A 19471-nucleotide genomic window follows, 5' to 3' on the forward strand; every position below is an offset into this window, starting at 1 on the left:
CATGTCATTGCAAGGCAAAACCCTGTTCATCACCGGCGCCAGCCGCGGCATTGGTCGCGAGATCGCGCTGCGGGCCGCACGCGACGGGGCCAACATTGTGATTGCGGCGAAAAGTGCGTCGCCACACCCCAAATTACCCGGCACGATTTTCAGCGTGGCCCAAGAAGTCGAAGCCGCAGGCGGCAAGGCACTGGCCCTGCAAGTGGATGTGCGCGATGAAGATGCCGTGCATCAGGCCCTGGCCCAGGCCAACGAACATTTCGGTGGCATCGATGCACTGATCAACAATGCCGGGGCGATCAAGCTCACCGGGGTTCAACATCTCGAACTCAAGCGCTTTGACCTGATGCACCAGATCAACACCCGCGCCGTATTGCTGTGCAGCCAGGCAGCGTTGCCGTACCTGAAGAAGTCCAGCGGCCATATCCTCAACCTCTCGCCGCCGCTGAACCTGGCCGCCAAGTGGTTCGCCCAATACAGCCCCTATACCGTGACCAAGTACGGCATGAGCATGCTGACCCTGGGCATGAGCGAGGAATTCAGGAATTACGGGATCAGCGTCAACTCGCTATGGCCACAGACGATGATCGCCACCGCTGCCATCGAGTTTCAGTTGGGGTCGAGGGAATCGTTCAAGCATGCGCGCCTGCCTGCGATCATGGCGGATGCGGCGCATGTGATTCTGAGCAGCGCAAACCGCAGCCTGACCGGGCGCTTGCTGATTGATGAGGAGATTCTGCGGGAAAGCGGTGTGACGGAGTTCGAACACTATCGGTTCGCGCCGGACAGCAACGACAAGCTGATGACCGACTTGTTTATCGACTAAACACCCTCCCCTGTAGGAGCGAGCCTGCTCGCGATGAACCTGAGAACACCGCGGGGGTCAGGTTGTCAGCGTTATCGTTGACGTCCATCGCGAGCAGGCTCGCCCCTACAGGGACTATTGCGCAACCATTAGAATTCGATGCGCACGTCGCCTTTAGGCACGCTGCAGCACGAAAGAATGAACCCTTCTGCTTCATCTTCCTCGGTGATCCCGCCGTTGTGGTCCATTTCCACTTCACCACCCAGCTTCAACACCTTGCAGGTGCCGCAGATACCCATGCCGCACGCTTTCGGAATCATCAGGCCGACCTTGGCCGCCGCCGCATGCACGGTCTCGCCCGGGGCCACACGAATGCTCTTGCCGGACGCCGTGAACTCCACCTGGTGCAGATCCGCCACGTCGACTTCCGGTGCCTCGGCCGCTTGCTCGGCGTGTTCCACGGCGTCGGCGCGCGCCTCTGGCGGGGTCGCACCGAAGGATTCTTCGTGATAACGCGACATGTCGAAGCCAGCGGCTTCCAGCAAGCGCTTGACCGCATTCATATACGGTGTCGGGCCGCAGCAGAACACTTCGCGCTCAAGGAAGTCAGGCGCCATCAATTCAAGCATTCTGTGGTTCAGGTAACCGCGATAACCGGCCCAGGGCTCACCCATACCGTGCTTCTCGCAGATCAGGTGCAGGCTGAAGTTGTCGATCCGCGACGCCATGTGTTCCAGCTCACGGTGGTAAATGATGTCCTTGGGCGAACGGGCGCTGTGGATAAACACCATGTCGACATTGCCGTTGGTGTCGTAGAACCAGCGCGCCATGGACATGACCGGCGTGATACCGACGCCGCCGCTGAGGTAAAGCACCTTTGGCGCGGTGAAGTCCATGGCATTGAACAGCCCGACCGGGCCGTGCACCGCCAGCTCCTGGCCTTCGTGCAGGGTGTCGTGCAGCCAGTTGGAGACCTTGCCACCCGGTACGCGCTTGATGGTCACCGAAAAGCTGTACGGCACCGATGGCGAGCTGGAAATGGTGTACGAACGCATGATCGGCTGGCCTTCAATCTCCAGCTCCAGGGTGACAAACTGCCCCGGTTTGAAGAAGAACATGATCGGCTGATCGGCCATGAAGCAGAAGGTGCGCACATCCCAGGTTTCCTGGATGACTTTGACGCAACGGACGATGTGCCGACCATTGGCCCAGGTCTGGGTGGTTACCGGATTCAGGAAACTATTGGACATGCTGATCTCCACGGCCGACTGCCGGCCTTCATGTTGGCGATTCTGCGTATAGCGCAGATCACCCATTTACCTATCTGCGACATTGACATGCTTATCGCGACCAGCCCCCAACGACTGGGGCTTGCGCGTCGGGAACAGATTGCACCATGTCGCCCATGGATAAGGTTCTGGCCTGCGCCGGCCCCACACTCGCCCCATACCAAGACACATTCTTTACACCTTGCGTAGCAACCCTGATCAGCCACTTTCGCGGCCACGCAGATGGCCTTGAGGAAATACACGATGGACGTCACTACTACCCTGAGCCTGGGCGATCCGCTGGAACCCGCACGCAAGGCCACCGCGCAGATGCTGCAGGAGCGCGAGCGCACGTTCTCGCTGCCGCAGCCGTTTTACTCCGACGAGCGCCTGTTTGATATCGACATGCAGGAAATCTTTCAGAAAGAGTGGTTGATCGCCGGCATGACCTGCGAGATCCCTACCAAGGGCAACTACCTGACCCTGCAGATCGGCAAGAACCCGATCATCGTGATCCGTGGCGCCGAAGGCGTGGTGCACGCGTTCCACAACGTCTGCCGCCACCGTGGCTCGCGCCTGTGCACCAGCGACAAGGGCAAGGTCGCCAAGCTGGTTTGCCACTATCACCAGTGGACCTACGAACTCGACGGCCGCCTGCTGTTCGCCGGCACCGAAATGGGCGCTGACTTCGACATGAACCAGTACGGCCTCAAGCCGGTGAACGTGAAGACCGCCGGCGGCTACATCTTCATCAGCCTGGCGGAGAACCCGCCGGCCATCGATGACTTCCTGTCGACGCTCAACCACTACATGGAACCGTACGACATGGAGAACACCAAGGTGGCGGTGCAAACCACCTTGATGGAAAAGGCCAACTGGAAACTGGTGCTGGAAAACAACCGCGAGTGCTACCACTGCAACGCGTCGCACCCGGAACTGTTGAAAACCCTGCTGGAGTGGGACGACGTCACCGACCCGCGCGCCGACCAGGCCTTCAAGGACCACGTAGCCGCCTCCGCCGCTGCCTGGGAAGCCGAGAAGATCCCTTACGCCCACGCCAGCTTCGGCCTGCGCAACCGCATCGTGCGCATGCCGCTGCTCAAGGGCACCGTGTCGATGACCATGGACGGCAAGCAGGGCTGCGCCAAGCTGATGGGCCGCATCAAGAACCCGGACCTGGGCTCGATGCGCATCCTGCACCTGCCGCACTCCTGGAACCACTGCATGGGCGACCACATCATCGTGTTCACCGTGTGGCCGATCAGCGCTCAGGAAACCATGGTCACCACCAAGTGGATCGTGCACAAGGACGCGGTCGAAGGCGTGGACTACGACGTGGAGCGCATGCGCCAGGTCTGGGACGCCACCAACGACCAGGACCGTCGCCTGGCCGAAGAAAACCAGCGCGGCATCAACTCCACCGCGTACCAGCCTGGTCCGTACTCCAAGACCTATGAGTTCGGTGTGGTGAACTTTGTGGACTGGTACAGCGAGCGCCTGCTGAGCAACTTGGGTGCCGAGCCTGCGCCTTACCTCAAAGGGGTTCCGGTTCAAGGCTAAAGCATGCCCCTGTAGGAGCGAGCTTGCTCGCGAAAAATCCAGGGGCACCGCGGGTCATCTGTCTTTTCGCGTCATCGTTCACGACCATCGCGAGCAAGCTCGCTCCTACAAGGGGCTTGCTCGCAACAGGTTTTCTCCCCGCTACACATTCCTCTATCTTTAGAACTGTACGAAATATGATCTATTTCGTTCAGAGCTATGCTGCGCACGCCTCCCAGCCTTCCGCAAACAAGTTATCCACATCTCCACCCACAGCTATTGGGGACAACTGTGGAAAGACTGCAAAATATCTTCACAAAAACCAAAGAAAAAACGTGACTTATCCAGAAGCATGCTTCCACTGGCGCGCTGGTCATTTTTTAACCAGAAGCCTGAAAGTCACGGACTGCAAGGCTTTCAGAGGATGGCAAACACCTTATCCACAGAAGCGCCAACAGACTTTGGGGTTAACTTCGCAGGGGCTGTGGAAAACCGCTAAAACCCGCAGGAACTCGGCGTTTGCGCGGAGGTTCACGGCGCTAAACGGGCTTTTGATCATTTTATAATCAAAAGCCTACACGCCGCTGTTTATAAGGCCTGCAGCCGATAGCAAACATCTTATCCACAGAAGCGCCAACAGAGATTGGGGGCAAGTCTGCATCAACAGCAGCACATATCCCCTTGAAAATGCATGGAAAAACCACGAACCAGACTGGGTGTTTTTTGATCGACACCATGCAAGGCTTGATTTGTATGGGGTGTAGCGAGGGGCGAACATGTTATCCACAGAACCACCAACAGGGATTGTGGGTAACCGTCCAAGCTGTTCAGACTCTATTGAGGCATGAGCGACCTGAATCGAGATCCAGGTTCAATTCAAAGTCTTTGAAGGCGCGCCATCCGAGTAATATCGACGGCACGTATTGTCCGTCCACCAACGACGGCGGGATGGTAAAGCCCGGGTAGTATTTGTAGCTGACCACCAAGGTGTCGCCTTGCAGGGCCAATACGCCGGTGAAGCGTTGAAAGTGCTTATTGTCGCCGGTGTAAACGTTCGAGCCTCCCGGTGTCAGCGCCTGCGCCACGCTGACTTGCCTGCCGGGCGACGCGGCCGTCAGGTAGTCGACATTTCCCGTATCGATGATGGCTTGCGTTGTCCGACGATCCAGCTGTGCGGCAACTACCAGCCGTTGGTTGAGATCCAGGCGGCTCAAGACAATTGGCGCATCACAGCGCCGGGCAGCCGGCGGATTAAGCTCCAGTGTTCTCCTGGTTATCTTCAAGCGCCCCAGCTTGCTGATCAGATCCAGCCCCAACAAATTATCCCGGTCGCTGACAAAGACCAGGACGTTCCTGAACTCACGGGTGCCGACTCTCAATGACCCGAGAATTCCCAACCTCGCGGCCAGGCCCCTTTCGCCATAAAACGTGCTGTAACGATAATGAGCATCGGGCAACATCCTGATGCCCATCTGTTTCGCAGTCTCGATATTGACCCGGGTTTGCGGTGCCCCCGTGTCCAGTACAAAACGCGCCGAGACACCGTTGGCCGTTCCAACCTCGATAAATGGCAGCGATTGTTCAGCGATGTAGAAGTCATTGGCATACGGATGGAGCCGCAGCACCTCATGTCGCGCAGATCCCTTGACCGAGAAATTGCCAGCCCTCGTCAGAATAGCCAGTGATTCGCTGCCAAACATGGAGAACAGGGCATTCAGGTCGGCATCGACCGCAATCGCCCGGGCATGCTTGCCCTTGATGGCCAGATAGTATTCGGGGATTTGGTTGGCGGCCTTGGCTTCGAGCATTCTGGCCAGGACCGTCACTGAACAGCTGAGGTGCTTATCGGCATCCAGTACCTTGTCGCACTGCTGCCGTAGCTGCGCCAGGGACGCGTCGCGCCCCTGCCCGGTCTCCAGCCATTGATAAAAGTCCTGATCAGTCACGGGCACGTTTGCCGGGACAGCAGACAGCAAGCCAGTGGATATCCACAGGGTCGATGCAAAAAGCGCCGGAAGAGCGAAAGTCTTCATGTTCAAGCCAGTCATAAAAACCGGATTTCATGAGTCAGCGCTGAACGTCTGAAAACTCCCTAAAGCGTGTCGCACCCTTGATCAGCGCATAGAAAACTGTAGCTCATCGCCCTCGTCAACGTGGGACGAGGGCGCGTGGCGTTGTGGATAACCTTCGCTGGTTAGAACCCCCGCAGACTCAGGGCCTGTGCATAAGATAGGCGTCACCGGTGACGCGGATCATGGGATGAGGGGTGACCTGGCAGGTTTTGATGATCTCGAAACCGTGGCGCTCGTAAAAGCGCCGGGCGCCAGTGTTGGCGGCATAGTCGATCAGGCTAAGGCCATTGAGCCCCAGTTGGTCGGCACGTTCTTGAGCATGGGTGAGAAACTGCACGCCCAGGCCCCGGTTGCGCCAGCCCTCGTGCAGGGCAAGGCTGGAGATATAGAGCGTGTCGGGCACTTCCATGTCGGCGTAAGGCGCCAGTACCGGGTCGGTCGTCGGCACCGCCAGTGGATCGTGGCGCATCACGTAGCTGTGCATCATGCCAATGACCTGGCCACCGGCCTCGGCAATCAGGCAATTCTGGTAGGAGAAATCCACGTCGTCCCGGGCATACCGAATGGTGCCGACGTCCAACAGATCCTGGCCGGGCTCCGCGATCTGGCTCCAGATGTAGTCTGAAGCGCCTTCGGATGAAATCTGGAACAACCGCGCAATCTCACGCGCATCCGCGCGGACCGCCGAACGAAATTCAACAGCCATCGTTTCCTCACAATCTAGGGGGTTAACACAACCCAGTGTGGGAGCGGGCTTGCTCGCGAAAGCGGTGTGTCAGGTAATCAGAATCTCGACTGACACGACGCCTTCGCGAGCAAGCCCGCTCCCACAGTGGACTTGCGGTGACTATGTGATTAGCGGACCACACCCTCTTCAATCAGCAGCTTGAGGATCGCTTCTGCCCCCGCTTGCGCCGTAACGCCCTTGAGCACTTGCCCACCGCCACCGCTGGCCTTGGCCGTCGCGGCTTTCATGCGATCGGCGCCGCTCTTGGCCTTGATCACCTTCAGGCGCTTGGGCCGTGGCTTGGCCGGCTGCAGGGTGGCGACCGCGAGCAGTTCATCGTCGATGACCTCGACGTCCTGTGCTTGCAGCACGCCGCGTCGGGCCGGGCCGTAGGCACTCTGCCGTGGCTTGGGCGCGGCGTTATCCACAGTTGCCAGGAACGGCAAGCGAACCTTCAAGCGACGACGCTGACCACGCGGCAAAGCTTGCAGCACCAGCGCCGAACCGCCATCGATGGACTCGACTTGCGCCAACCCCACCACCAGCGGCCAGCCCAGGTTTTCAGCGAGGAGGAATGGCAACATGCCCGATCCTTCGCCGGTTTCAGCCTGACTGCCGGTCAACACCACCTGGGCCCCGGCATCGCGCAGATAATCGGTCAGCGCCGGCAGTGCGTCGCCGCCTTGTGGTTGTTCCAGCACGTGCAGTTGTTCCAGGCCCATGCCCAGATACGCGCGCAATGCAGGCTCGGTGATGTCGCCGGCATGCAGCACCTGCAAGTTATCCCCAGCCAATTGCAGGCCCAGTTCCACCGCCCGCGCATCCTGTTCCGCGCGACGCGGTCGACCGGACGTCGGGTGGGCGCCGATGGACACCAGGCTGATGATTTTCGTGCTCATAACCCTTTCCTTCCCTTAAGCCGCATCGCGCTTGGCGTCGTTGCGGTAAGCCGCTACCGCATCGATCAAGGCTTGAAGAATCTCCGCGCTCTCGCCGATCACCGAGAGGTCCGCACGCTTGATCATGTCGCAACCAGGGTCGAGGTTGATCGCCACCACCTTGTCGCAGGCACCAATGCCTTGCAGGTGCTGGATCGCTCCGGAAATCCCCACCGCCACATAGACCCGCGCGGTGACCCAGGTGCCGGATGCCCCGACCTGACGGTCGCGGGCCATGAACCCATCGTCCACCGCCACCCGCGATGCGCCTTCGGTCGCGCCGAGGGCTTCGGCGGTCCTGTGGAAAAGTCCCCAGTCCTTGACCCCGTTGCCGCCGGAGAAAATGAATTCGGCTTCGGCCATGGGGATGGCCGCCGGATCGACGGCCACTGCACCCAGATCTTCGATTCGCGACAGGCTGCGTGCCACGGTTGTGGATAACTCCACGGGCAGCGCTTCGTGACGGGTTTCGCTGACCGGCTCGGCGCACTCGGCAGCCGCCAGGATCAGTCGCGCCAGTGGACGGGCAAGGTCTTGCAGACCCGCGCCGGCGCGGCCGATGCACTCCTGCCCCTTGACCTGCCAGACCCGCGTGGCCGGGCGTTCGCCCAGTGCGGCAGCAAAGCGCCGCCCCAGCTCGCCGCCACCGCTGCGGCTGTCCGGCAGCAACCAGTGACGCGGGCTGAACTGGTTATCCACAGCCCGCAGGCCCTGGACCCGTTGTTCCGGTGCATAACCGCTGAATTCGTCACCTTCCAGTACCAGCAAGCGGTCAACGCCCGCCGTGGCGAAAGCGCTTTCCTTGTGCTCGCCGAACACCACGGCCAATACAGCGCCGTCCTTGCCGGCCAGTTGATGGGCCAGGCCCAGCAGATCGCGGTCGTGACTGCTCAAGCGACCGCCGACCATGTCCGGCACCACGCTGATGTAAAACGCGGGTGCAGTCACTTGATGCAGCGGCAACTGCACTTCAACCGCGGCCGAACGTTTAGTCGTCCCGCCTTGCTGAGCGCCACTGCGGTCGATCCGTTTGATCCCATTGGGACCGATAAAACCGATCCCGTGGGGATTCTTGCGGATGACGCCGTTAGGCCCCATCCAGCTGTGTTGCGCTGGCTGCATGGCCGCGTGCAGCGGGTGCAGACGGTTGCGGGCGATCCATTCGGCGCGAGGGTCGCGGCGGATAATGTCACTCATCAATGCACCTCCGCAGGTTCACGTTTGGCCGGTGCCGAAGGCTTTCCCGGCGCGGCGTCTTCGAGCAACGCATCAGCCACCAGTTCGGCGATGTCCTTGATCAGCGGACGTGGTTCGACCACGCCTTCAAGCATCGCGGTGCACTGTGGACAACCCACGGCCACCAGTTCGGCGCCGGTTTCGCGGATGTCTTCCATGCGCATGTCGGGAATGCGCTGCTTGCCGGGAATGTCGGTGATCGGCGCGCCGCCACCACCGCCGCAGCAGCGGGAGCGGAAGCCGGAGCGCTGCATTTCTTTCACTTCAATCCCGAGCGCACGCAGTACCTGGCGCGGTGCCTCGTATTCGCCGTTGTAACGGCCGAGGTAGCACGGATCGTGATAGGTCACGCTATCGCCTTTGTGCTGGCCAAGATTGAGCGCGCCAGCATCGATGATTTCCGCCATGTAGGTGCTGTGGTGCTGCACCAGGTAGTTACCATCGAAGGCGCCGTACTCGTTTTTCAGCACGTGGAAACTGTGCGGGTCGCAGGTGACGATACGGTTGAAACTGTATTTGGCCAGAGTCTGGATGTTGCGCTTGGCCAACAGCTGGAAGGTTGCTTCGTCGCCCAGGCGCCGGGCCACGTCACCGCTGTCGCGCTCTTCGAGGCCGAGCACGGCGAAGTCGATTTTCGCCGCCTTGAGCACTTTGACGAAGGCGCGCAGGGTGCGCTGGTTACGCATGTCGAAGGCGCCGTCGCCGACCCAGAACAGCACGTCGGTGGATTTCTTTTCGCTAAGCAGGTTGAGGTTCAGGTCCGCTGCCCAGTTCATCCGCCCGCCCGGCGCGAAACCGCCAGGGTTGTCGGTGGCGATCAGGTTTTCCAGGACTTCGGCACCCTTGTTCGGGGTCGCGCCTTTTTCCAGGGTCAGATGACGGCGCATGTCGACGATGGCATCGACGTGCTCGATCATCATCGGGCATTCCTCGACGCAAGCGCGGCAGGTGGTGCACGACCACAGCGTCTCGGCATCTACCAGACCGTTGACGATCGGCTGATGCGGATTGCCCGCGTGCTCGCCAATGGCTTTGCCTGGGTACGGGCTGCCGGCGAACTTGGCATCGGTGCCACCGGCCAGGCCGACGACCATGTCCTGAATCAGTTTTTTCGGGTTCAGCGGCTGACCGGCGGCGAAGGCCGGGCACGCTGCTTCGCATTTACCGCACTGCACGCAGGCGTCGAAGCCGAGCAACTGGTTCCAGGTGAAATCCTTGGGTTTTTCCACACCCAGTGGCGCGGTCAAGTCGCTAAGATCCAGCGGTTTCAACCCCGTGGAACGACCACCACCAAAGCGTTCGGCGCGGCGGTGCCAAGCCAGGTGCAAGGCACCGGCAAAGGCGTGTTTCATCGGCCCGCCCCAGGTCATGCCAAAGAACAGTTCCGACACGCCCCACAGCACGCCAACCCCGAGAATCGCCGCCAACAGCCAGCCACCGAAATTTTCCGGCAGGATGCCCGCCACCGGCAAGGTCAACAGGAAGAACGAGGCCGAAAACGCCAACAGGCTTTTCGGCAGGCGCATCCACGGGCCTTTCGACAGGCGCGACGGCGGGTTGCGCCGACGCAAGTAAACGAAGATCGCACCAACGAACATCACCGCCGACATCAGCAGCAACGCATAGCCGAGGAAGCGGTTATGCAGGCCGAAACCATGCACCAGAATCGCCAGCACGATGGACGCCACCGCACCGCCAGCCGTGGCGACGTGGGTGTTGGCAATGTATTTGTCCCGCGCTACCACATGGTGCAAGTCGACCATGTAGCGCTTGGGCATGGCGAACAGGCCGCCGATCAGGTCGACCTTGGAGGCTCGGCCCCGGCGCCACATGGCCACCCGCCGCAACGCGCCCAGGACACCAAGGCCCAGGGCGGCGAACAACAGGATTGGAAGAAGGGTGTTCAACATGGTGAAGCTCCCAAAGACCTCGGGGTCTCATGTGGGAGCGGGCTTGCTCGCGAATCAGGCGACGCGGTGTATCAGGTGTACCGCGTTATCGTTCTTCGCGAGCAAGCCCGCTCCCACATTGGTTCGGTGTGGTTTTAGAAATCCTTGCACAGCCGCAACGCGTCGTAGATCGCCGCGTGCACGTTACGCTGGGCCACGCAGTCGCCGATGCGGAACAGCAGATAGCCGTCACCGCTCTGTTCCAGGCAAGGTTGCGGCTTGATCGCGAACAAGGCTTCGACGTCGATCTGGCCTTTGTTGCGCGAGCCTTCCTTCAGCGCGTAGTAGATTTCTTCGTCCGGACGCACGCCGTTTTCCACGACCACCTGGTCAACCACCCGCTCCTCTTTGGCGCCGGTGTATTCGTTTTCCAGTACCGCTACGAGCTTGTCGCCTTCGCGGTAGACCTTCTCCAGCATCATGTCGCCGGTCATGATCACTTCTTTCGGGTACATGCTGCGGTAGTAAGTCGGGAACGATGTACCACCGATGGCGACGCCCGGCTTGATGTCGTCGGTCACGATCTCGACCTGGCTGCCCTTGTCGGCGAGGAAGTCGGCGGTCGACATGCCGGTGAACTCGCAAATGGTGTCGTAGACCAGCACGTTCTTGCCCGGTGCAACCTTGCCGTCGAGGATGTCCCAGCTGCTGACAACCAGGCCTTCAGCCGCGCCCCAGTGTTCGTTCTGCTCGATGAACGGATGACCGCCGACGGCCAGCACCACCACGTCCGGACGCAGGTCCATGATGGTTGGCGCGTCAGCCGCGGTGCCCAGGCGCAGGTCGACTTTCAACCGCGCCAGTTCCAGTTGATACCAGCGGGTGATACCGGCGATCTGGTCCCGTTGCGGGGCTTTCGATGCGGTGGTGATCTGCCCGCCGATGAATTCCTTTTTCTCGAACAGGGTCACGTCGTGGCCACGCTCGGCGGCCACGCGGGCGGCTTCCATCCCGGCGGGACCGGCGCCGACCACCACCACCTTGCGTTTCACGCCAGTGGTTTTTTCGATGATGTGCGGCAAGCCCATGTATTCACGAGAAGTCGCGGCGTTCTGAATGCACAGCACATCCAGACCCTGATACTGACGGTCGATGCAGTAGTTGGCACCGACGCATTGTTTGATCTGGTCAATCTGGCCCATTTTGATCTTGGCGATCAGGTGCGGGTCGGCGATGTGCGCGCGGGTCATGCCGACCATGTCGACGTAACCGCCTTCCAGGATACGTGTGGCCTGGTTAGGGTCCTTGATGTTCTGCGCGTGCAGCACTGGAACCTTGACCACTTCCTTGATGCCGGCAGCCAGATGCAGGAACGGCTCCGGCGGATAACTCATGTTCGGAATCACGTTGGCCAGGGTGTTGTGGGTGTCGCAACCCGAACCCACGACGCCAATGAAGTCGAGCATGCCGGTATCGTCGTAATACTTGGCGATCTGCTTCATGTCTTCGTGGGATAGACCATCCGGGTGGAACTCGTCACCGCAGATGCGCATGCCCACGCAGAAATCGTCACCGACCTCGGCGCGTACGGCTTTCAAGACTTCCAGACCGAACTTCATCCGGCCTTCGAAGGTGCCGCCCCATTCGTCGGTACGCTTGTTGACCCGTGGGCTCCAGAACTGGTCGATCATGTGCTGATGCACCGCCGACAGTTCGACACCGTCCAGGCCACCGGCCTTGGCGCGGCGGGCCGCTTGAGCGTAGTTGCCGATCACCCGCCAGATCTCTTCCGGCTCGATGGTTTTGCAAGTGGCACGGTGCACCGGCTCGCGCACGCCTGACGGCGACATCAGCGTCGGCCAGTTGAAACCGTCCCAACGCGAGCGACGGCCCATGTGGGTAATCTGGATCATGATCTTGGCGCCGTGCTTGTGCATGGCGTCGGCAAGATTCTGGAAGTGCGGAATGATGCGGTCGGTGGACAGGTTCACCGAACTCCACCATTCCTGCGGGCTGTCGATGGCCACCACGGACGAACCGCCGCAAATCGCCAGGCCGATACCGCCCTTGGCTTTCTCTTCGTAATACTTGACGTACCGGTCGGTGGTCATGCCGCCGTCGGTGGCATAGACCTCGGCGTGCGCGGTGCTGAGCACGCGGTTGCGGATGGTCAGTTTGCCGATCTGGATCGGCTGGAACATTGCTTCGAAAGCCATGGCGGGTTCCTCGACTTACAACGGCTTGACGGTGAACAAGCCGTCTTCGTGGCCCTCTTCGGAGCCACCGTAGACTTGTTCGGCCACGGTGCGGATCTTGCTGCCGCGAGCGGCGAGGATCTGATCCATGGCCCCTGCAAACCAGCCAGTGAACATGTAGTCGACCTTGCGCCCGACCTTGCCGTACACGTAGACGAATGCCGAGTGTTCGAGCTTGACGCTGGCGGTGCCTTTGTCGAGGTCGATGTCCTGGATCTTGAACAGGCCCCAGCCGCGCTGCGACAGGCGCTTCATGTAGTGCTCGAACACCGCGACACCTTCCAGGCCGTGGCATTCGGCTTCTTTTTCACACCAGTGCCAGGCGGACTTGTAGCCGGCCTTGTAGAGGATTTCGGCATAGGCTTCAGCGCCCAGCACTTCCTCGATGCCCATGTGGTTGTTGACGAAGAAATGGCGCGGCACGTACAGCATCGGCAGGGCGTCGGAGGTCCAGACACCGGTTTCGCTGTCGACTTCGATTGGCAATTGCGGGGCGATCTTGGCCATGGAAACTTAACTCCAGAAAAATTTTGGTGTTGCCCCCGGCGCGGACGGCCGGGGGAAAGGATTCAGAGGTGCAGCGGCTTATTCGCCCCAGACATCTTTCAAGACGTTGACCCAGTTCTCGCCCATGATCTTGCGTACCACGCGCTCGGAGTGGCCGCGCTTGAGCAGGGTCTCGGTCAGGTTCGGGAACTCGCCCACGGTGCGGATGCCCAGCGGGTTGATGATCTTGCCGAAACTGGTCAGGCGGCGGGCGTAGCCCTTGTCGTGGGTCAGGTATTCGAAGAAGTCCTGGCCATGGCCCTGGGTGAAGTCGGTGCCGATGCCGATGGCGTCTTCGCCGACGATGTTCATCACGTACTCGATGGCTTCGGCGTAGTCGTCGATGGTCGAATCGATGCCCTTGGCCAGGAACGGCGCGAACATGGTCACGCCGACAAAGCCGCCGTGGTCGGCGATGAACTTCAGTTCTTCATCGGACTTGTTGCGCGGGTGCTCCTTGAGCCCCGATGGCAGGCAGTGGGAGTAGCAGACCGGTTTCTTCGACTCGAGGATGACTTCTTCGGAAGTCTTGGAACCGACGTGGGACAGGTCGCACATCACACCAACGCGGTTCATCTCGGCGACGATTTCGCGACCGAAGCCCGACAGGCCGCCGTCACGCTCGTAACAGCCGGTGCCCACCAGGTTCTGGGTGTTGTAGCACATCTGCACAATGCCGACGCCCAGTTGCTTGAACACCTCGACATAGCCGATCTGGTCTTCGAAGGCGTGAGCGTTCTGGAAGCCGAACAGGATGCCGGTCTTGCCCTGCTCCTTGGCTTTACGGATGTCGGCGGTGGTGCGCACCGGGATCACCAGGTCGCTGTTCTCGCGAATCAGCTTCTGGCTCGCGGCGATGTTGTTGACGGTGGCCTGAAAGCCCTCCCACACCGACACGGTGCAGTTAGCCGCCGTCAGACCGCCCTTGCGCATGTCTTCGAACAGTTCACGGTTCCACTTGGCGATAATCAGCCCGTCGATAACGATGCTGTCGGCGTGCAATTCGGCTGGGCTCATCAGGCTGTCCCCTTGTTAGCGATTCATGCGCCGAATCGTGTGCCGGCGCTTTGGGGCCAGCATATGCCTCGGTGCAGGGGCAGCCGGGTGCAAAAACGACAGGGGGTTTGCCGAAAGCGTCAATCCGCGACAAAGGGTCGTCGCCAGGCACAATCATCGACCTGTTCAAGGCCCCTGGCTTGGGCCAGAATTCGCCGCATCACTGGATGCTTCACTGGACAAGAGCGGCGACGATAATGAAATCGATCATTCTGGCAATGGCACTGATTGCGACCGGCGTACACGCAGCGGAGGTGGCCGACGACAACCCGTGCGACAAAGTCGAAAACGACATCCAGACCCTCGAGTGCTCGGCCTTCAGCAAAACCTCCGCCGAAGACCTGCTCAAGGAAAACCTCCAGGGCCTGACCGAGCGCATGCAGTCGCAGTACGGCAAAAACCCGTCGCAACTGGCCGACATCACCGCCAAGATCAAAGCCGCCCAACAGCAATGGCTGAAGACCCGCGACGCAGACTGCGCCGTCGAAGCCTTCCCGGCCACCAGTGGCAGCAAGGCGCTCACCATTGCCCAGAACGATTGCATTGCACGGATGAGCGACGAGCGGTCGGAGTTTTTGGAGTCGATTGGGCAGGAATAGTCCTGAATCTCCCGCTGAAAGCTGGCACTACCACCAGCTTTCAATCGCCAAAAAAGCTTTTCCCACAAAGCACTCTGACCTGACCTACAGCCTCTGTCCAAAGCCGCTGCTCTGCGGACTTTTCACGCAACATGCCGACAAATGTTGTTGATGGCCAACCATAAAAATATAAGTAAAGATTCGCAAATCTTATAAAAGACTTATATTCTTCCATGAACAGCATTCACTGGACTCGAAAGGCCGTTAAGCAACTCTTGAGATTGCATTCCGTTCACCAGATTCAGGTTCGTGATGCCGTCGCGACGCTCGCTGGCATGCCTGAGGCAGGCAATGTCAAAGCACTGGTCGGTCATGACTACGCTTATCGGCTGCGTGTCGGTAATTACCGGGTCATGTTCGATTGGGATGGCGCGATCAAAGTGGTCAGTATTCAAGAGGTCAAAAAACGCGATGAACGCACCTACTGACATTCAAATCATCAACGACGCCGAAGGCAATCCGGCCTTCGTGGTCATTCCCTATGCACAATACGTGGCGCAGAAAATCGAACCCGACTTGATCCCCCATGAGGTGGTGAGCCGTATCGTCGATGGCGCTACCCCTATCCGAGCCTGGCGCGAACACTTGAACCTTACCCAGGATGAAGTGGCCAAACGCATGGGCATAACTCAGCCTGCCTTTGCCCAACAGGAGACAGTCGCCAAGCCCCGTAAAGCCACTCGTGAAAAAATCGCTTTGGCGTTTGGCATCACTGCCAGCCAGCTTGAGCTGTAAGCTGCACACCCTCTGTCACTAATGGGATTGAACATGAAAGTCTGCGGCATCGAAATCAAAGGCAGCGAAGCGATCATCGCCGTGGCCACGCTGGACGGTCAGGCGCTGAGCCATGTCGCGCTCGCCACCAAGAAAATTGCCCTGGACGATGACGACGAGGCCGCCAACGTCAAAGTATTCGCCGCTCAGGTCGCTTCGTTTGTCCGTGAGAATTCCATCGACCGCATTGCGATCAAGAAACGCAGCAAGAAAGGCGAGTTCGCTGGCGGGCCAACGACCTTCAAGATCGAGGGGGTTTTCCAGTTGTTGGAGAATTGCGAGGTGACCTTGCTGTCGCCGCAGACCATCAATGCCCAAGCCAAAAAGCACAATTTCGAGCTGCCGGGGACGCTGAACAAGTATCAGCATGAGGCGTACAAGGCGGCATGTTCGGCGTTACTGAAGAAGTAACCGCCCCTCCAGACACTGGTGATCAAATGTGGGAGCGGGCTTGCTCGCGAATGCAGTCTGTCAGCTGACATCTGTGCCGATTGACACACCGCTTTCGCGAGCAAGCCCGCTCCCACAGGTTTCTCGGGGGTTTATGCCTTGGCTGTGCGTCGATCCTCCCGCGGGCACCGCTCATACTTCGCTCGATAACTGCGGGTGAAATACGACGGCGATTCAAACCCGCAGGCAATGCTCACTTCCAGCACGCTCATGTCGGTCTGGCGCAGCAACTGCCGGGCTTTCTCCAGCCTTAATCGCAGGTAGAAATTGCTCGGCGTGTCGTTCAGGTGCAGGCGAAACAGGCGCTCCAGCTGCCGCCGCGTCACCTTGATCGATTCCGCCAGTTCCAGCGTGCTCAGTGGCGGTTCACTGTGCTGCTCCATCTCGCCGATCACGTGAACCAGCTTCTTGTTGCTGATGCCATAACGGGTGGCGACTTCCATGCGCTGATGGTCTTTGCGCGGGCGGATGCGGCCAAGCACGAATTGCTCGCTGACCTGGATCGCCAGCTCCGGGCCATGGGCCTGGGCGATCAGATCCAGCATTAAATCAATAGAGGCGGTGCCGCCAGCAGAGGTGATGCGACGGCGGTCGATCTCGAACAGTTCCTGGGTGACGCTGAGCTGTGGATAAGATTCCTTGAACGCGTCGATGGCTTCCCAGTGCAGGGTCAGGCGATGGCCGTCGAGCAAACCCGCCTCGGCGAGGATGAAGCTGCCGGTGTCGATGCCGCCGAGGGTCACGCCTTCGTGGTCCAGACGGCGCAACCAGTGTTCCAGCGCCGGGGTGGTGAACTTCAGGGGCTCGAACCCGGCGACCACCAGCAGCGTCACGCCTTTTTTCAACGGTTCCAGCGCCGCATCGGCGTTGACCGACATGCCGTTGCTCGCCAGCACCGCCCCGCCATCGGCGCTCAGCACATGCCAGCGATACAACTCGCCACGAAAGCGATTGGCCACCCGCAACGGCTCGATGGCCGAGATAAATCCGATGGCCGAGAAACCCGGCATCAACAAGAAGTAGAAATCCTGGGACATGGAGCGCACTCGCTTAGCAGGTAACAAGAGGCCAGGTAACGAGAGGGCGGGCAGCGTAGGGATGTTGATACGCCAGTTGCGAGCGGCATTCAAGAGCACAGGTCGCTGCAGTGCAAGAGCTGGTCGCCGCAGTGCGCTTTCATCGGTGCTTTGCTGCGTAACTTGGCACCACCGGCGCATCAGACACCGGAACTCACAATAAACGAACTGCCGAGGAACCCGAGATGAAACGACTGATCAGCAGCTGTGTTCTTGCACTCAGTGGTACCGCTTTGCTGAGCGCCAGTGTCATGGCCGCCGAACCCGCCGCGTGCCAGAACGTGCGCATGGGTGTAGTGAACTGGACCGACGTGATCGCCACCAGTGCCATGACCCAGGTATTGCTCGACGGCCTCGGCTACAGCACCAAACAGACCAGCGCCTCCCAGCAAATCATCTTCGCCGGGATCCGCGACCAGCGTCTGGATCTGTTCCTCGGCTACTGGAACCCGCTGATGACCCAGACCATCACCCCGTTCGTCGACGCCAAACAGGTCAAGGTGCTTGATGCGCCAAGCCTGCAGGACGCCCGCGCGACCCTCGCCGTGCCGACCTACCTAGCCGACAAGGGCCTGAAAACCTTCGCTGACATCGCCAAATTCGAAAAAGAACTGGGCGGCAAAATCTACGGCATCGAGCCTGGCTCGGGCGCCAACACCCAGATCAAGGCGATGATCTCCAAGAACCAGTTCGGCCTCGGCAAGTTCCAGCTGGTCGAATCCAGCGAAGCCGGCATGCTCGCCGCGGTGGATCGCGCCGTGCGTCGCAACGAAGCCGTGGTGTTCTTCGGCTGGGCGCCGCACCCGATGAACGTCAACGTGAAAATGACCTACCTCACCGGCAGCGATAACGCCCTCGGCCCGAACGAAGGCAAGGCCACCGTATGGACCGTCACCGCACCGACCTACGCCGAACAATGCCCGAACATCGGTCGCCTGCTGAGCAACCTGACGTTCACCGCCGAAGACGAGAGCCGGATGATGCAGCCGCTGCTGGATCACAAGGACGCTTTCGAGTCGGCCAAACAATGGCTCAAGGATCACCCGCAGGACAAAAAACGCTGGCTTGAAGGCGTCACCACCTTCGATGGCAAACCGGCCGCTGAAAACCTGCAACTGACCAGTAAATAAACCGAATGAACCACCGACTCGCAGCCCCAACGGGCTGCGAACGGGATCACCACGCCTGGCCAAAACCAAAAACTCGCCTGTAAGGAACCGCCAAATGAACCACGACGTCATCATCACCTGCGCACTCACCGGTGCTGGCGACACGACCGCCAAGAGCCCACACGTGCCGGTCACCCCGAAACAAATCGCGGCTGCCGCCGTGGAAGCCGCCAAGGCCGGTGCCACCGTGGTTCACTGCCATGTGCGTGACCCGCAAACCGGCAAGTTCAGCCGTGACGTGGCGCTTTACCGTGAAGTGATGGAGCGCATCCGCGAAGCGGACGTGGACATCATCGTCAACCTCACCGCCGGCATGGGCGGCGACCTGGAAATCGGCGCGGGCGAGAACCCGATGGAATTCGGCCCGAACACCGATCTGGTCGGCCCGCTGACCCGCCTGGCCCACGTAGAAGAACTGCTGCCGGAAATCTGCACCCTCGACTGCGGCACCCTGAACTTCGGTGACGGCGACACCATTTACGTCTCCACCCCGGCCCAACTGCGCGCTGGCGCCAAACGCATCCAGGAACTGGGCGTGAAAGCCGAGCTGGAAATTTTCGACACCGGCCACCTGTGGTTCGCCAAGCAGATGATCAAGGAAGGCCTGCTCGACAACCCGTTGTTCCAGCTGTGCCTGGGCATCCCTTGGGGCGCGCCGGCGGACACCACCACCATGAAAGCCATGGTCGACAACCTGCCGGCCGACGCGGTCTGGGCCGGTTTCGGTATCGGTCGCATGCAGATGCCGATGGCGGCACAAGCAGTGTTGCTCGGCGGCAACGTGCGAGTCGGGCTGGAAGACAACCTGTGGCTGGACAAGGGCGTACTGGCGACCAACGGCCAACTGGTCGAGCGCGCCACGGAAATCCTCAGCCGCCTCGGTGCCCGCGTCCTGACCCCGGCTGAAGGCCGCAAGAAAATGGGCCTGACCAAGCGCGGTTAATCACACCTACGCATACCCCTGTGGGAGCGGGCTTGCTCGCGAAGAGGCCGGTGCATCCGGCACATCTTCAGCGGTAGAACCACCGCTTTC

At 60.2% G+C, this 19471-nt stretch carries 19 protein-coding genes and 1 pseudogene; 8 read left to right on the top strand and 12 right to left on the bottom strand.

Going from position 1 to position 19471, the window contains the following annotated elements; translation table 11 throughout:
- Position 1 precedes the first annotated feature (1 nt).
- Positions 2-826, top strand: a complete 825-nt coding sequence (locus PspS34_RS25940) for an NAD(P)-dependent oxidoreductase (protein WP_150813793.1) — start codon at positions 2-4, stop codon at positions 824-826.
- A gap of 128 nt (positions 827-954) precedes the next feature.
- Here PspS34_RS25940 and gbcB read toward each other — a convergent pair whose 3' ends face one another.
- The gene (gbcB, locus tag PspS34_RS25945; protein WP_090451831.1) at positions 955-2055 is read right to left on the bottom strand and encodes a glycine-betaine demethylase subunit GbcB; all 1101 of its coding nucleotides are present in this window, start codon (positions 2053-2055) and stop codon (positions 955-957) included.
- Positions 2056-2337: 282 nt separating this feature from the next.
- On the opposite strand from gbcB, the gene gbcA reads away from it, so the two are divergent.
- The gene (gbcA, locus tag PspS34_RS25950) at positions 2338-3633 is read left to right on the top strand and encodes a glycine-betaine demethylase subunit GbcA (RefSeq protein WP_057712996.1); all 1296 of its coding nucleotides are present in this window, start codon (positions 2338-2340) and stop codon (positions 3631-3633) included.
- A 10-nt stretch (positions 3634-3643) separates the two neighbouring features.
- Here the strand turns inward: gbcA and PspS34_RS28750 are convergent.
- The 9 genes and pseudogenes from PspS34_RS28750 to PspS34_RS25990 form a co-directional block, all read right to left on the bottom strand.
- Positions 3644-3721: pseudogene (locus PspS34_RS28750) on the bottom strand (outer membrane lipoprotein carrier protein LolA); the annotation flags it as partial.
- A 718-nt stretch (positions 3722-4439) separates the two neighbouring features.
- Positions 4440-5645 carry a retropepsin-like aspartic protease gene (locus PspS34_RS25955; RefSeq protein ID WP_223508234.1) on the bottom strand — a complete coding sequence of 402 codons (1206 nt, stop codon included), beginning with the start codon at positions 5643-5645 and terminating at the stop codon, positions 4440-4442.
- A gap of 178 nt (positions 5646-5823) precedes the next feature.
- Entirely contained in the window at positions 5824-6390 is a 567-nt protein-coding gene (locus PspS34_RS25960; protein WP_154861000.1) for a GNAT family N-acetyltransferase, read from the bottom strand.
- 149 nt (positions 6391-6539) lie between these two features.
- Positions 6540-7310, bottom strand: coding sequence for an electron transfer flavoprotein subunit beta (locus PspS34_RS25965; RefSeq protein WP_154860999.1), 771 nt, complete (start codon positions 7308-7310; stop codon positions 6540-6542).
- Positions 7311-7325: 15 nt separating this feature from the next.
- Positions 7326-8546, bottom strand: coding sequence for an electron transfer flavoprotein subunit alpha/FixB family protein (locus tag PspS34_RS25970; RefSeq protein WP_154860998.1), 1221 nt, complete (start codon positions 8544-8546; stop codon positions 7326-7328).
- Positions 8546-10495 (bottom strand): dimethylglycine demethylation protein DgcB, encoded by a 1950-nt coding sequence (dgcB, locus tag PspS34_RS25975; RefSeq protein ID WP_057712991.1) that lies wholly within the window; start codon positions 10493-10495, stop codon positions 8546-8548. Before dgcB ends, PspS34_RS25970 begins: the two co-directional genes overlap by 1 nt.
- 134 nt (positions 10496-10629) lie before the next feature.
- A complete protein-coding gene (dgcA, locus tag PspS34_RS25980) occupies positions 10630-12690 on the bottom strand; it encodes a dimethylglycine demethylation protein DgcA (RefSeq protein WP_057712990.1) in 2061 nt (686 codons plus the stop codon).
- Positions 12691-12705: 15 nt separating this feature from the next.
- Positions 12706-13236, bottom strand: a complete 531-nt coding sequence (locus PspS34_RS25985; protein WP_008048169.1) for a DUF5943 domain-containing protein — start codon at positions 13234-13236, stop codon at positions 12706-12708.
- A gap of 78 nt (positions 13237-13314) precedes the next feature.
- A complete protein-coding gene (locus PspS34_RS25990) occupies positions 13315-14292 on the bottom strand; it encodes a dipeptidase (protein ID WP_032829497.1) in 978 nt (325 codons plus the stop codon).
- Between the two features lie 236 nt (positions 14293-14528).
- Between PspS34_RS25990 and PspS34_RS25995 the strand changes: the two genes are divergently transcribed.
- Complete coding sequence (locus tag PspS34_RS25995; protein WP_057712989.1) at positions 14529-14930, top strand: lysozyme inhibitor LprI family protein; 402 nt, start codon at positions 14529-14531, stop codon at positions 14928-14930.
- Between the two features lie 40 nt (positions 14931-14970).
- On the opposite strand, the gene PspS34_RS26000 is transcribed toward PspS34_RS25995, so the two are convergent.
- A complete protein-coding gene (locus PspS34_RS26000) occupies positions 14971-15144 on the bottom strand; it encodes a hypothetical protein (RefSeq protein ID WP_159390359.1) in 174 nt (57 codons plus the stop codon).
- Between PspS34_RS26000 and PspS34_RS26005 the strand changes: the two genes are divergently transcribed.
- Genes PspS34_RS26005 through PspS34_RS26015 form a run of 3 tightly spaced genes read left to right on the top strand, consistent with a single transcriptional unit; the run spans position 15143 to position 16154 of the window.
- On the top strand, positions 15143-15397 hold the full coding sequence (locus PspS34_RS26005) for a type II toxin-antitoxin system RelE/ParE family toxin (protein WP_102672501.1): 255 nt from the start codon (positions 15143-15145) through the stop codon (positions 15395-15397). The two genes, PspS34_RS26000 and PspS34_RS26005, sit on opposite strands and share 2 nt — an antisense overlap.
- Positions 15381-15704, top strand: a complete 324-nt coding sequence (locus tag PspS34_RS26010) for a helix-turn-helix transcriptional regulator (RefSeq protein WP_056726566.1) — start codon at positions 15381-15383, stop codon at positions 15702-15704. The genes PspS34_RS26005 and PspS34_RS26010 overlap by 17 nt, the downstream gene beginning before the upstream one ends.
- A gap of 33 nt (positions 15705-15737) precedes the next feature.
- Positions 15738-16154 carry a DUF3010 family protein gene (locus tag PspS34_RS26015; RefSeq protein WP_150813789.1) on the top strand — a complete coding sequence of 139 codons (417 nt, stop codon included), beginning with the start codon at positions 15738-15740 and terminating at the stop codon, positions 16152-16154.
- 131 nt (positions 16155-16285) lie between these two features.
- Here PspS34_RS26015 and PspS34_RS26020 read toward each other — a convergent pair whose 3' ends face one another.
- Complete coding sequence (locus tag PspS34_RS26020; RefSeq protein ID WP_057712988.1) at positions 16286-17230, bottom strand: GlxA family transcriptional regulator; 945 nt, start codon at positions 17228-17230, stop codon at positions 16286-16288.
- A gap of 224 nt (positions 17231-17454) precedes the next feature.
- Between PspS34_RS26020 and PspS34_RS26025 the strand changes: the two genes are divergently transcribed.
- Together PspS34_RS26025 and PspS34_RS26030 are read left to right on the top strand one after the other, a co-directional pair.
- Positions 17455-18399, top strand: coding sequence for a choline ABC transporter substrate-binding protein (locus PspS34_RS26025; RefSeq protein ID WP_102672502.1), 945 nt, complete (start codon positions 17455-17457; stop codon positions 18397-18399).
- A gap of 94 nt (positions 18400-18493) precedes the next feature.
- Entirely contained in the window at positions 18494-19381 is an 888-nt protein-coding gene (locus PspS34_RS26030; RefSeq protein ID WP_103396696.1) for a 3-keto-5-aminohexanoate cleavage protein, read from the top strand.
- The last annotated feature ends 90 nt before the right edge of the window (positions 19382-19471 follow it).

The organism is Pseudomonas sp. S34 (genome assembly GCF_009866745.1).
Classification (GTDB): Bacteria; Pseudomonadota; Gammaproteobacteria; order Pseudomonadales; family Pseudomonadaceae; genus Aquipseudomonas; species Aquipseudomonas jessenii.